This window comes from Trichocoleus sp. FACHB-591 (assembly GCF_014695845.1).
Classification (GTDB): Bacteria; Cyanobacteriota; Cyanobacteriia; order FACHB-46; family FACHB-46; genus Trichocoleus.
Window position 1 is genome coordinate 287,451 of the sequence record NZ_JACJPA010000121.1, and the last position, 12,963, is coordinate 300,413.

The 12,963-nt window shown below is 49.0% G+C and carries 11 protein-coding genes; 5 read left to right on the top strand and 6 right to left on the bottom strand.

What is annotated here, in order from left to right:
- Positions 1 to 11 precede the first annotated feature (11 nt).
- On the top strand, positions 12 to 1,631 hold the full coding sequence (locus H6F90_RS29005; protein WP_190555396.1) for a DEAD/DEAH box helicase: 1,620 nt from the start codon (positions 12 to 14) through the stop codon (positions 1,629 to 1,631).
- A 94-nt stretch (positions 1,632 to 1,725) separates the two neighbouring features.
- Here H6F90_RS29005 and H6F90_RS29010 read toward each other — a convergent pair whose 3' ends face one another.
- The 3 genes from H6F90_RS29010 to ribBA form a co-directional block, all read right to left on the bottom strand.
- Positions 1,726 to 2,991, bottom strand: a complete 1,266-nt coding sequence (locus H6F90_RS29010; protein ID WP_370588124.1) for a murein hydrolase activator EnvC — start codon at positions 2,989 to 2,991, stop codon at positions 1,726 to 1,728.
- A 146-nt stretch (positions 2,992 to 3,137) separates the two neighbouring features.
- Positions 3,138 to 4,541, bottom strand: a complete 1,404-nt coding sequence (gene trmFO, locus H6F90_RS29015) for an FADH(2)-oxidizing methylenetetrahydrofolate--tRNA-(uracil(54)-C(5))-methyltransferase TrmFO (RefSeq protein ID WP_370588125.1) — start codon at positions 4,539 to 4,541, stop codon at positions 3,138 to 3,140.
- Between the two features lie 35 nt (positions 4,542 to 4,576).
- Entirely contained in the window at positions 4,577 to 6,277 is a 1,701-nt protein-coding gene (gene ribBA / locus H6F90_RS29020; RefSeq protein WP_190555398.1) for a bifunctional 3,4-dihydroxy-2-butanone-4-phosphate synthase/GTP cyclohydrolase II, read from the bottom strand.
- 380 nt (positions 6,278 to 6,657) lie between these two features.
- Between ribBA and argC the strand changes: the two genes are divergently transcribed.
- The 3 genes from argC to H6F90_RS29035 all read left to right on the top strand — a co-directional run bounded on the left by argC (position 6,658) and on the right by H6F90_RS29035 (position 8,481).
- Positions 6,658 to 7,716: an N-acetyl-gamma-glutamyl-phosphate reductase gene (argC, locus tag H6F90_RS29025; RefSeq protein WP_190555399.1), complete on the top strand. Its 1,059-nt coding sequence runs from the start codon at positions 6,658 to 6,660 to the stop codon at positions 7,714 to 7,716.
- 193 nt (positions 7,717 to 7,909) lie between these two features.
- Positions 7,910 to 8,179, top strand: a complete 270-nt coding sequence (locus tag H6F90_RS29030; RefSeq protein WP_190438433.1) for a GlsB/YeaQ/YmgE family stress response membrane protein — start codon at positions 7,910 to 7,912, stop codon at positions 8,177 to 8,179.
- A gap of 32 nt (positions 8,180 to 8,211) precedes the next feature.
- Positions 8,212 to 8,481 (top strand): GlsB/YeaQ/YmgE family stress response membrane protein, encoded by a 270-nt coding sequence (locus tag H6F90_RS29035; protein ID WP_190555400.1) that lies wholly within the window; start codon positions 8,212 to 8,214, stop codon positions 8,479 to 8,481.
- A 78-nt stretch (positions 8,482 to 8,559) separates the two neighbouring features.
- On the opposite strand, the gene H6F90_RS29040 is transcribed toward H6F90_RS29035, so the two are convergent.
- From H6F90_RS29040 to H6F90_RS29050, 3 genes are all read right to left on the bottom strand, one after another.
- Positions 8,560 to 8,778, bottom strand: coding sequence for a hypothetical protein (locus H6F90_RS29040; RefSeq protein ID WP_190438435.1), 219 nt, complete (start codon positions 8,776 to 8,778; stop codon positions 8,560 to 8,562).
- A 99-nt stretch (positions 8,779 to 8,877) separates the two neighbouring features.
- Entirely contained in the window at positions 8,878 to 11,163 is a 2,286-nt protein-coding gene (gene nrdJ / locus H6F90_RS29045; protein WP_190555401.1) for a ribonucleoside-triphosphate reductase, adenosylcobalamin-dependent, read from the bottom strand.
- Positions 11,164 to 11,256: 93 nt separating this feature from the next.
- The gene (locus H6F90_RS29050) at positions 11,257 to 12,153 is read right to left on the bottom strand and encodes a hypothetical protein (protein ID WP_190555402.1); all 897 of its coding nucleotides are present in this window, start codon (positions 12,151 to 12,153) and stop codon (positions 11,257 to 11,259) included.
- A gap of 216 nt (positions 12,154 to 12,369) precedes the next feature.
- Here H6F90_RS29050 and H6F90_RS29055 point away from each other — a divergent pair, with 216 nt between their 5' ends.
- Positions 12,370 to 12,951, top strand: coding sequence for an Npun_F5749 family FMN-dependent PPOX-type flavoprotein (locus tag H6F90_RS29055; RefSeq protein ID WP_190555403.1), 582 nt, complete (start codon positions 12,370 to 12,372; stop codon positions 12,949 to 12,951).
- Positions 12,952 to 12,963: the final 12 nt, after the last annotated feature.

The window sequence follows — 12,963 nt, forward strand, 5'->3', positions numbered from 1 at the left end:
GAACGTAAATTATGACTCACCAAACTACTGTCGAAATCTTGCCAGTCACGTTGCTACGAGAAATTCCCGAAGGAACTGCGGCTAATAGCCCAATTCGGGTGATCCAGAACTTAGAATCGCGAGTCAAAATTTTAGATGAAGAACAACAGAAAATTGCTTTTGAATATCCAGATGGACCTCAGCGGCTTCGAGGATTAGCAGGTACAGGTAAAACAGTTTTATTCGCTAAACGAGCAGCCAAAATCCATGCGGAGCATCCGGATTGGAATATTGCCTTTGTCTTTTTTACGCGATCGCTTTACCAACAAATTATTGAAGAACGGATCGGGCGCTATTACCAAGAGCTGACGGGCAGAGCGCCAAACTGGGATAAGCTCAAGGTTTTGCATGCTTGGGGCGCTAAAGATCAACCCGGTTTTTATCGTACTTTGGCGATCGCTGCTGGTATCAAGCCCAAAAATGTAAAAGATGTAGAACAAGAAATTGGTAAGGTTTCACCTGCTCAAGCGTTTGAGTATGTCTGTAATGGCTTGGAGCGGCAATTAGTTCCGGTGCCTTGTTTGTATGATGCAGTTTTTATTGATGAAGGCCAAGACCTGCCGTTCGCTTTTTATCGGCTAGCTCGCAACACCCTAACGGCACCGAAGCGCCTGTATTGGGCTTACGATGAGGCACAGGGAATCGGTTCCTTAACGGTGCCAGAACCTGCTCAAGTTTTTGGTCGTGAGGCGGATGGGTCTCCAGTTGTAGATTTAGGTTTGGGACGCAATCACTCCTTTTTCTATGAAGGAACAACAATTCGTAAGTCTGAAAATCTCAACCGCTGCTATCGTACGCCCCAACTGCTACTGCTGGTGGCGCAAGCTGTCAACATGGGGTTACTGAGAGCTGAGGGACCGCTGCAAGGAGTGAGCAACCAAGCAGAGTGGCGAAAGCTAGGCTATGAAGTGCTGGAGGGTGACTTTACCGAGGCTAGTGTTCAGGCAGGGCAACAAGTGACGATCGCCCGACCTGCGGATAAAAACCTGCATCCGATTGACCAAGAAAATTTTAAAGCGCGGGAAGCGATCGCGGAGTTGCTAAGTCTGCAAACCTTTGCAACAGAAGCCGAAGAACAAGAATGGATCGCGCAGCAAATTGTGAATGACTTGCGGCACGGCCTTCAACCTAGCGATATTTTAATTACAGCTTTGGTTGGGGAGAATGAGAAGCAGTATTGGCAAAGCTTTCAAGCCAAACTGACCGCCTATGGTGTCAAAGGTTTCGTAGCGGGTGGAGAGCCAAATCGTAATGAATTTGTGCGACCTGGACAGGTGACTTTAGCCAATATCCATCGCGCCAAAGGCAACGAAGCTTGGAAAGTCTATGCCTGCCGCTTTCACTGTGCCACTCGGCCTCTAGCCTGGAAACAAGAAAGCGAACTACATAAGCGCAATGAAGCGTTTGTCGCTTTAACGCGATCGCGGGTTTGGTGCGTAGTCACGGGATTGGATGACCCCATTTTTGAGGAGCTACGCCAAGCCAAAGCTCAATACCCTCAGCTCAAGTTTCCAGCGTTTAACAAAGCATCGTTGAGACGAGTCAATGACGAACAAAGTAGCGAAGCTGAACTAGAGCCAGTTGCTGGATAGCTATACTATTCGTTCAATTCTGCCGAGGCAATCGAATCTGGCTCCCCTTCCCTGAAGGGAAGGGGCTGGGGGTTAGGTCGCGTTTATTCAAGCATCAAAAGTAATCCATCGGTTCTACAGGCTCTCCAGCTTGGCGAACTTCAAAGTGTAGGTGTGGCCCAGTCGAGAGTCCTGTAGAACCAACGGATGCGATCGCCTGACCTCGTTGCAGCACCTGTCCCTCAGCTACATACAGTTCGCTAGCGTGTCCGTAAAGGGTAGTGATGTCATTGCCGTGGTCGATGACTACAGCGTTACCGTAGCCGCCATACCAACCTGCATAAATCACAATTCCGGCATTAGCAGCTCGAATCGTACTGCCATAGTCCGCACCAAAGTCAATGCCAGAGTGAAACCGCTCATAGCCTAAAATCGGGTGCGTCCGCCAGCCAAAGCTGCTGGTGATTGGGCCATCACAGGGAACACTCATCAGACCTGTCCCCCGAATCACAATGCTGCCTCGCCCTGCTGCTGCGTCTTTGGCTCTTTGTTCAGCCACCCGTTGCAAGATCAGTTGAGTTAAATCCTCGGAATCTTGAGCTAGTTGGGCTTCTGCCGCCTCTAAAGCCGATTGGTCGGAACGGAGCCGCTCCACTAATTCTTGTTCTGACTGGGTTTGAGCTTGCAACTCTGATTGTTGGGCTAACAATTGCTGAGCGAGGAGGGCGATTTGATTTTTTTGCTGTTCCACTTGCTGCTTTTGGGTTACAAGATCGCGAGACTCAGCAGTAAGTTGGGCTAAAGCGTTGCGATCGGCTTGGTACACCTTTCTCAAACGGTAGCGACGATCTAAAAAATCATTCAGGTTTTGGCTTTGTAGCAGCACTGCCCAACCTTGGCTTCCTTGCTGACGCTGGAGAAATCGTAAGCGAGCTACTGCCGCAGACTGGCGTTTCTGATAAGTGCGTTCGGCGATCGCTAAATCTGATTGCAATTCTTTGAGTTGCTTTTTGGCTAACTGCAACCGATATTGATTGTCTTTGATTTGCACATCCGTCACTTGCAGGTTTTGGCGAAGCGTACCGATCCGACTCTTGGCCGCTTTTTCCTGTTTCTGAACGCGATCGCGCTCTTTTTGAATCTCTGAGCGCTGCTTTTCGACTGCTTTTTGTTGCTCTTGTAATGTTTCTAGTGCTCCATCAGTTTGAGCCACCGACTGAGGAACTTGCATGAACGCTAGGGGAGTCGCGTAGGTTGGAGCCGCTAAACCGCTCAGCCAAAAGCTGCAAATTAAACTGAAAACCAGAGCGCACTTAAACCACTTGGCCAAACTTAGCCAAGCCCGAAGACTATTAAGGTTGAGGAGCTGAATCAACGTCACACAAATTAGGGCAAGCGGGCCGAGATAGAGCAGGAAAACTGACCTACTACTAGTAGCAGATTTTCAGGTTAGTCGTGTCACTTTTTAGTTGGCTTCCTGGTCAATCTGGCGATCGCCTTTCATCCTCTAATGACCGAGCGCCAGCGTTAGACGCTAGCCAAACATTCTGACTGGCCTAGCGAAATTTGATGTTGCGTGCTCCAACTGGATAGATCGGCTAGGGCGCGATCGCGATAGCAACCATAACGCTCCTGCTTGTTACGGATGCGCTTTTCTAGCTCAGGCAGAATGCCAAAGTTGGGCGGCATAGGTTGGAAATGCTTGGGTGAAGCAGAGCTAATAAACTCGAACAATGCGCCCATCATCGTAGTCCCCGGTAGGGCGATTGGATCCAGACCATGAGCTAAGCGAGCCGCGTTAGTTCCTGCTAGCCAACCACCAGCCGCCGCCGCAGTATAGCCTTCTGTCCCGACGAGCTGACCTGCAGCAAGTAAAGTTTGCCGTTGCTTGAACTGCAAAGTGGGGGATAGCAGTTCTGGTGCGTTGATGAAGGTGTTGCGGTGCATGACTCCCATACGGACAAATTCGGCATTTTCCAGACCTGGAATCAGGCGAAAGACTCGCTTTTGCTCACCCCAACGCAGATTGGTTTGGAAACCGACCATATTCCAAAGCTGCCCTGCTTTGTCTTCTTGGCGCAGTTGCACGACCGCGTAAGGCCGATGCACTTGATTCTCTGGGGCGCGGAAGTCGCCTCTGCGGGAGTCAAACAAACCTACGGGTTTGAGCGGGCCATAACGCATCGTGTCTTCACCCCGTTTGCCCATTTCTTCAATCGGCAGACAGCCTTCAAAGAATTTAGCGGTTTCGCGATCGAAGTCTTTGAGTTCCGCTTGCTCAGCTTGGCATAGCTCTTGCCAGAAGTGGAGATACTGATCCCGGCTCATCGGGCAGTTCAGATAAGCGGCTTCCCCGCGATCGTAGCGAGAGGCGCGAAAGGCGATGTCGAAGTTGATCGACTCCCCCACCACAATGGGACTGGCCGCATCAAAAAAGTTCATGTACTCTAGCCCCGTGAAGTACCGCAACGCTTCTGCCAAATCAGGGCTGGTTAATGGGCCAGTGGTGAGGACGGCAATGCCTTCGCTGGGAATATCCTGGATTTCTCCTCGGCGTAACTCAATCAACGGGTGATTGGCGAGCGTTTCTGTGAGGTTTTGGCTGAATTGACCACGATCGACCGCCAAAGCTCCCCCCGCAGGAACGGCATGCTCATCGGCTTTGCCAATGATGATGGAACCCAAACGGCGCAATTCTTCGTGGAGGAGACCCGCAGCGCGATCGCTGGATTGGGCACCGAAAGAGTTGCTACAGACAAGCTCGGCCAAGTGTTCGCTGTGGTGGGCTGGGCTTAAGCGCTCCGGTCGCATCTCATGCAAAATGACGGGAATCCCAGCTTGAGCAATTTGCCAAGCCGCTTCTGTCCCGGCTAAGCCTCCCCCAATGACGTGGATCGGTGGGGTGCCAGTGGTGCTGAGCAAACTATGCACTGAATTACTCTCCTAATCTTTAAGCAGCAAAATCTTTAGGCAGCGGATGAAGTAGCGTCTGTGGAAAAGCTATAAATCACTTGCGTTTCCAGTTGGTCACAGACAGCAGAAGGCAATTGGCTTAAGGCAAAGCTGTGACGATCGAGCTGCACTTGCAAACTCTTGAGCGGGTCAGAACCGGGAGAAATGAGAAACTCCACTTTTTGAATTTGCGGCCAATTGGCTAGATTATCCAAGATTCTGGCGATCGCTTGGACATAAGGATGAGTGGGTTGCTGATACCAATCGGCAGCAGCAACATTGGCTTGGTCAAAACCTACATGCACTGTAAGCGAAGGTTTGCCAAAGAGGGCGATCGCAACAGGGCGGGCTTCTTCTTGTAACAACAAATCGTGAACTTCTACTAAGTGCCGCAACTTTTCTAGGCGATCGTAACGCTCAGTGGCAGACTTGGGCTGATCTTGCCAATGAATCGCCACCGTCATCAAATAGGTCTGCAATAGCATGTGACCTAGCTTGGTGGCTTTGGTTTCTAGGTACGTGGAATTGTAGGGAGTCGCTTCAATCAGGAGAGGGACGCGATCGACAACTTCTAAACCGTAACCCTTCAATCCAGCGATTTTGCGAGGGTTATTGGTGACGAGACAAATTTTCTTCACGCCTAAGTCATTGAGAATTTGTGCTCCGACGCCATAATTCCGTAGGTCAGCGGGAAAGCCCAAACGCTCATTCGCTTCGACGGTATCTAGCCCTAAATCTTGCAATGAGTATGCCTTCAGCTTATTAATTAAGCCAATGCCGCGACCTTCCTGCCGCAGATAAACTACAACACCTTGGCCCACGTTCTCAATCATTTTCAGGGCCGCTTGGAGTTGCATACGGCAGTCACAACGCAGAGAACCGAGCGCATCTCCCGTCAAGCATTCCGAGTGCATCCGCACCATCACGGTTTTGTCGCCAAACTGGCTGGGGTCGCCTTTGACGATCGCCACATGCTCAGAGTTATCGAGGGCATTGCGGTAAGCGTAGATCTGAAATTTCCCGAATTCTGTTGGCAGCTCGGCGATGGTTTCTCGACCGACAAAGCGCTCATGCTGCAAGCGATAACTGATTAAGTCAGCAATGCTGACAATTCGGAGCTCATGAGTGTGGGCATATTCGATCAGCTCTGGTAAACGAGCCATTGAGCCATCAGGATTTTGGATTTCACAGATCACACCCGATGGGTACAGGCCTGCTAAGCGAGCCAAATCAACCGCTGCTTCGGTATGGCCTGCCCGCTTCAGGACTCCACCTTCGCGCGCCCGAATCGGAAAGATATGTCCAGGACGACGCAAATCGTCGGGACGAGTAGAGGGGTTGATGGTAACTTGGATGGTCCGAGCGCGGTCTTCGGCAGAAATTCCGGTACTGACTCCTAACTGGGGCGACGCATCAATGCTGACGGTGAAGGCAGTCTGATTGCTATCTGTGTTGTTCGTGACCATCAAGGGCAGATCGAGTTCGTCGAGGCGATCGCCTGTCATCGCCAAGCAAATCAGCCCTCGCGCTTTCACTGCCATAAAGTTGATCATGTCAGGTGTCGCAAATTGAGCGGCACAAATGACGTCGCCCTCATTTTCCCGGTTTTCGTCATCAACTACGACAATGGCACGCCCTGCCTTGAGGTCAGCCAAAGCAGCATCAATAGCATCAAACTTGAAAGGTTGGGTTGAGGCGGTTTGAGGCGATTCCACGGAGAAACTCAAAGTAACGACACCGTAAAGTTTTTTAAAGCTTACCTATGCTTCGATTGTAGTCTGTTTAGCGAAGTAGAGCGCTGCAAAAGCCCTGGTAAACTCGGCTTTCTGCCAAGTCGCGCTGGTGAAACTAGCACCTTAACTCAGGCGACTGATCTAAATACTGACCTAGTAAAGTTATGCCCTACTAGAAGGCAATTTAGCGAGGTAGTTTCTGATACTAGAGATTCAATATTAGCCGAAGGTGACGGAGCTAATCAGAGGCGCTAATAACTTGAAAAAATCATGGTGATTGTGTAGACCAACTTGGTGCTTTAGGTACTACAATGCAGCAAAAGTTAAGCGTTTACTGTTGAACCTCAAGAAGGCCAAATATCATGGGTGATGTAGGACGCGTGCCCGTTGGGATTATTGGCGCGTCGGGTTATGGCGGCGTACAGTTAGTACGGCTTCTGATTGATCATCCAGGAGTTGAACTTGTTTACTTGGGTGGAGAGAGCAGTGCGGGAAAGGCATTTGGTGAGCTTTACCCCCATCTCAATCATCGAGTTGACTTGATCATCGAGCCGATTGATCTCGATCAGATTGCGGCACGCTGTCAGGTTGTCTTTTTATCTTTGCCCAATGGGTTAGCTTGCCAAATGGCACCCGCTTTATTGGAAAAAGGTTGCAAAGTCTTAGATCTATCCGCAGATTACCGATTTTCCAATTTAGAAACCTACGAGAATTGGTACGCTAAGACGCGCAGCGATCAGGCGATCGCAGAAACAGCGGTGTATGGTTTGCCTGAGCTGTATCGCGATCGCATTGCCGAGGCTCAGCTAGTAGGTTGTCCAGGCTGTTACCCCACAGCTAGCTTATTGGCGCTCTCTCCTTTGTTGAAGCAAGGGTTAATTGTGCCTGAAACGGCTGTGATTGATGCTAAGTCAGGCACTTCTGGCGGTGGACGGCAAGCTAAAACAAATCTCCTTTTGGCAGAAGCAGATAACTCGTTCGCTGCTTATGGAGTGGCTCGCCACCGCCACACTCCAGAGATTGAGCAGGTTTGTAGTGATTTGGCGGGTCATGAGGTGTTGGTGCAGTTTACGCCCCACCTCATCCCCATGGTTCGCGGGATCTTGTCTACCGTTTATGCAACGCTGCGAGACCCAGGTCTGGTCCGTGAGGATTTGCTCACAATTTACATGGCTTTTTACCGCTCCTCGCCTTGGGTGAAAATATTGCCAAGTGGTGTATACCCGCAAACTAAGTGGGCCACTGGCACCAATCTCTGCTACATCGGTGTTGAAGTAGACCCACGCACCGATCGCGTTATTGTGATGTCTGCGATTGACAACCTGATGAAAGGTCAAGCAGGTCAAGCTGTTCAGTGTTTGAACTTGATGATGGGCTGGAATGAAACCTTAGGGTTACCTCAGTTAAGTTTCTATCCTTAAAGCCAAATTACTGCGACTGAAAATAAATTAAAACTCAAAGCTTTTAGGGAGTAGGTGTTAATGTCTACTCCTTTTTAGTGACTGTTTTTAGGCTTTTAAGGTTACATCTGCTGACAGATGCTACTTAATTTTAAAGTGGCTAATCTATTAGTTAATTCGGTAAGAATAATATTTTTTAGGAAATCATTGTCTTATGAATATTATTGCTTGGGTTATTTTAGGATTGCTTGCAGGTGCGATCGCTAAAGCAATTTATCCGGGTTATCAAGCGGGTGGAATCCTAGGCACCATTTTGATTGGCATTATAGGGGCTTTCGTTGGCGGAACGTTAGTCACTCTATTACAAACCGGAAGCCTACAACTAACTGCAACTAGCTTTAGCCTGCCAGGACTTTTTGTCGCAGTTTTAGGTGCAATTGTCGCGATTTGGCTCTGGAACTTGTTTACTAGACGTGCAGTTTAGCGGCAAATTCCTAATACTTTTAGGAAAAAATTATGAACATTATTGCTTGGATCGTTTTAGGACTGATTGCAGGCGCGATCGCTAAAGCTATCTATCCAGGCCATCAAGGTGGCGGTATTCTTGGCACTATGCTGTTAGGAATTATTGGGGCTTTAGTTGGTGGTAGCTTGGGCGTCTTCCTGCAAACCGGAACCTTCCAGTTTGCTGCTACTGGGCTGACATTAGGGGGTATATTTCTGGCAGTTCTAGGCGCAGTGATTGCCCTTTTCCTATGGAGCTTATTGACTCGACGCGCTGCTTAGGTAAGCATGCTTCAGACCACAAATAAAAAAAGAGCCAGACTCAAAGCTGACTCTTTTTTTATGGGCTCTAAATGGACTTTAATCGATCGAAATCGACTGGGGACCATTATTCCGACCGTTCGGGGTCTCGTGATTGAATGTGGTGTGAGTTGAAGTACCCGCTTGTTGATCTAGCCAGCTTTTGACTGGGTCATCAGCCAGGTTTAGCCGAAAGACACCAGAAACTAGTCCTCCTAGAAAAGCCATTGGCTGTCGAGTTAATTCTTTGAAAATGGGTGTAAGTTCATCAACAAACATGGAAGTACTCCTGACAAGAAACCTTTTGCAGAACTAGATTAAAAAGTGATTTTGCCCTGTCGAAATTAACAGCAACAACACTCTTAGCGTAACGCTCCCCTAGTTTTTTGTCTCAGGCATCATGCATTTGTCGCTATCGCAACCTGCTGGTCCTTCAACTGTGGCTTCTCCAGAGTCGTAGCGGCTTAGGGCCGTATAGAAATTGTCGGTTCTACGTCGTGCTTGCACTCCTTGCTGCAACTGTTCGTAAGTCTCTTGATCAATTTTCTCGAAAGGTAAACGGGGAAAAGGTGCATCAAATCGAGCTAGGAGGGCAGCACTAATGTAGCCTTCCTGGTTGGCGATCGCCTCGTAAATCCGTTTTGCCAAAGGCTCTACTTCATCTTCTCGCAGCTCCACCGTGGCACTGGTGTTGTGGGCGGTATAGTGCTTCTGCACCTGCATGTAGAAATCAAATTGCGCTTCCGCAGAGAACTTCTCGATCGCGATTTGATCAGCACCTGGCAAGTTGGCCCAAGGTACTTCGACTGGAATTTCTACCAACCACTCAGTCACTCGTGGGTCAAAAGGATCATTCAGCAGGTTGCCATTTTCGTCCTTGTCAGACTGAGACGGCACGACACTATAACCGTATTCAATACAAGCCAGTGCCACAGGATCATTCTTGCGGAACGTAATCCGGCGAATGTAACGTTGAGCTTTGGGTGGGTGCCAACCGGGAGATGCGCCAGTCAGTAATGATTTAGTACCGGAAGGCTGCACAGTGGTGCAACGGTTAGGACGCTTGATGTCGTGGCGATCGCAGTATTCCCACACTACCTGATGCACAACTTCTTTCCATCGCGACAGATAGGCTTGCTCCTTCTGCTTAAACTCTAAGCCAGCCACTGTATCGGGCCTGCCTGCTTCCCACCAGTGCAACCAGTCCACACCAAAAGCTCTGACAAAAAAGTCAAACAGCCCAGTGAAAGAAACCCCAACAATCGGGTCAACTTCCCGTGACCATTGATAGCGCTCTTCTGCAAATTGATGATTCAACAGCGCCGCCACAGAGAGCGCTCCAGCGGTAAAAGCTTCTTCTTGTTCCTTTGGATTGTGGGGATCTAGCTGGTTAAGATGTACCTCCGCCAAATTGCAGTGGAAGTCGGCCCCGGTGATCTCGCCACATGGGTTTAAACCATAGCGTCCTAGGCGATGCTCAATCTCCTCGGCTGATATTTGAGGGTAGCGGTTTTGTAGCCATTGCTGAATCTCACCCCGCTCATATACTTGCAAGAATTCTGCTTTCAGTTCTGGTGTAGGCAACAAGTCAGAGTTAGATCGGGCGATCGCTTCTGGTGCGTATTGAATCGCGCCTTCCCCAGAGTAGAACTGTTTGCGAACTGCCTCAATACACTCTTGCTCAGAGGGTTGGCGGTGAAACACTCTGGTATGGTTTGCCATTCGCAGAGCATCCCGTTCCGGGTCAATCCGCCAATTGCCTTCTGCATCTTGCTGCCACAGGTTATCCTTGGCTGTCGCAAATTCTGCATCATCGCTATCCCCTTGACGCATACCCGCACTGCGCCTAATGTTTCCGGCGACAATCGTGACAGCGGCGGCATCAATCAGTAGGCAGCATTCGACCGAGTTTAACTGGCGACCTACGGCGCGATTTAAGATCGTGGCGCAGCGATCGTAGAGTTCGGGGAGCTTGATCGGGTTTGCAACACCACCAAAACCTTTTAAGGTTTCGCCCGCCGGACGGACATCGCTCAGATTTACGACTACTTGGACTTCACCAGAGAAGCGATCGCTGCTAGAAAGTTCGAGCAAAGACTGATAGGACTTCACCCAACCTTGACGACTGTCCCCTACGTTGATTTGAACTTGGTTGCCTTCAATCTTGACTTCTGTAGTGGCACGGCGCTGCTCGGCGGGAGTGGTGCCGATTTCGCCTGCAACGGTGACATTTAAGCGGTTGCGGATGGCCGGTAAACGGTTGATATATTTGGGTTCTAAAATGGCACCTGTGCCGCAGCCTTGCATGGCGAGATCCATCATTAAGCCAAAGGCTCGCCAGTCAATCACGTTGGTGCTGGTGCAGTTATAAGCGCCGGAAAAGTTTTCTGGTTTTTCGATCCAGTCGGTGCCCCCAATCCACAGCCAACGACCGGATGGCAAGCTTTTAATCTGGTACTGCATCCGTCGCAGCAAATCTACTTCGGCGTCGGTGAGCTTACCCAGTTTAGCGATGCCTTCAATTGTGCGATCGCAGACTTGTTCCCAGGTTTCACGCCGACCGTCGGTTCTACGGCTATAAGTCCTGAAGAAAACTGCGTTAGCCGTGGGTGCTGTTTCAGGAAACTGGCTAGTTGGGCGTACCCGTTCTAGATCTTGAACCATAAATAAAATCTCGTTGATACCTGTATATAGTGTCTCAGTTAGTGGAGTCAACACTATAGATCACTAAATCTGTAAAAGCTAGGGAGATTGAGATTAGCGTCGTGGTAAGTAATCCCACAATTCTCTTATCCCCGCAGCAGCTACGTCATACTCCCCTGCTGAGATGTTAGTTAAAACTTTTTCCATTAGAGCTGGCTCAATAGGACTGCCTGCAACAAACGGTTTTCCATTGCTGTAGATAGATAGCCAGTCTAGAGAAGGTTTCCACACAGGCCATAATTCTGCGTTGAATCCCAAAGGACGATCGTTTATGTATGCGTCGCTGATAAGGTTAGACATCAACAAATATCCAAAAACTCTCTGCTGTTTATCTTCTCTTTTACTACAAGGAAAAGCATTGAGCATTGCTCTGCCTACCTTGGTCCAAATGTTATAGAACTCCTCAATGTATGCAGTGTTATAAATGCTTTTCGAGAAGAAACAGCTAAGAGTATGAGTAGCTAAAAAATCGCTTCTCAGATCTAGCTCTCCCATGCGTTTCCGCCCAAGGTCGAGATCAACATCTTTCATTCGTTGGACATCTTCATACCGCTTAAGATTTTGAGAGATGTGTGATGATTCATGGCATAGAAAAACTAAAAGAGCTTTATCTAGTAATTGTTTTGGTATTTGCTCAATCAAGCGCTCAATAACCTCTAAATTCAGGCTGATCGTTAGGTTCCAGTCGTTTGGTTTGTGACCAGCTTCTCCTAATGCTTCAAAGATGATCCCGTTGGAGTAATGCACCAGAGGTTTAGTAACCTCCTCGGTTTGGAAATCTATTTTTGACAGTTTAGAGGCGTATTTAACGATTTTGCAGACATTGGTCTTCAGCTTACGCAGCACTTTGTCGTCGTGATGGCTGTAAGACTTGCAAAATGCAGAATCAGCCGAAGGAGTAGTTTCAGGATACTGGCTAGTTAGACGTACCTTTTCTAGATCTTGAACCATAGATAAAGTCTCGCTGTTGTGAGCCAAATATATTACAGATGTAGCGTTAAGGAATTGGAGTAAACAGAAGCTTGTACTATTAGTAGTGTTTTGCTGCTAAAAGAGCTTCAAGCAGAGCACATTAGTATATATCGGTTGAACTTCAGTTGGGAGTGCGGTGCAGATCTTGAATCTCTGCAATACTTGAAATCTTAAAGTCGCGTTAGAAAGCTTGTGATGTCTCTTGCGCCTTGGCGATCGCCCCTCTCTCGTGCCTTACATCGCAACCGTAGTCAGCCTGAGGCTCGTTTCTTACAATTGGCCACCATTCAAATCAACGGTCAACCTGCCAACCGTACCGTAGTGTTTCGGGGCTTTTTGGATGACACGGACCAATTGAAGTTTGTGACTGATACTCGAAGCGAGAAGACAGAGCAAATTGAGCAGAACCCCAAAGCAGAAGCCTGCTGGTATTTCATCAAAACTAGGGAGCAGTTTCGGATTGCGGGGACTCTCATCTTAATCCGCGCTACTGATCCGGACTCAGCACTACAACAAACACGAAAAACCGCGTGGCAAGAGCTTTCTGATGCAGCGCGTCTACAATTCGCTTGGCCCACACCCGGAGAGCCAAGGGCCGCTGCCGCTGCATTTGCACCTCAGCCCCCCGACAATACAGAGCCATTGCCATACTTTTGCTTACTGCTCCTAGAACCAGAGCGAGTAGATCATCTAGAGCTGCGCGGAGAACCCCAAAACCGTTGTCTCTACCAGCGCGACCAAAATCAAGTCTGGTCTGCTCAGGCGATCAACCCCTAAGCAACTCCTTTG

Coding starts and splice junctions, on each gene's coding strand:
- nrdJ (WP_190555401.1), bottom strand. CDS start 11,163: ATGGTTCAAGATCTAGAACGGGTACGCCCAACTAGCCAGTTTCCTGAA.
- H6F90_RS29055 (WP_190555403.1), top strand. CDS start 12,370: ATGTCTCTTGCGCCTTGGCGATCGCCCCTCTCTCGTGCCTTACATCGC.
- H6F90_RS29030 (WP_190438433.1), top strand. CDS start 7,910: ATGAATATTATTGCTTGGGTTATTTTAGGATTGCTTGCAGGTGCGATC.
- H6F90_RS29040 (WP_190438435.1), bottom strand. CDS start 8,778: ATGTTTGTTGATGAACTTACACCCATTTTCAAAGAATTAACTCGACAG.
- H6F90_RS29035 (WP_190555400.1), top strand. CDS start 8,212: ATGAACATTATTGCTTGGATCGTTTTAGGACTGATTGCAGGCGCGATC.
- argC (WP_190555399.1), top strand. CDS start 6,658: ATGGGTGATGTAGGACGCGTGCCCGTTGGGATTATTGGCGCGTCGGGT.
- H6F90_RS29005 (WP_190555396.1), top strand. CDS start 12: ATGACTCACCAAACTACTGTCGAAATCTTGCCAGTCACGTTGCTACGA.
- H6F90_RS29050 (WP_190555402.1), bottom strand. CDS start 12,153: ATGGTTCAAGATCTAGAAAAGGTACGTCTAACTAGCCAGTATCCTGAA.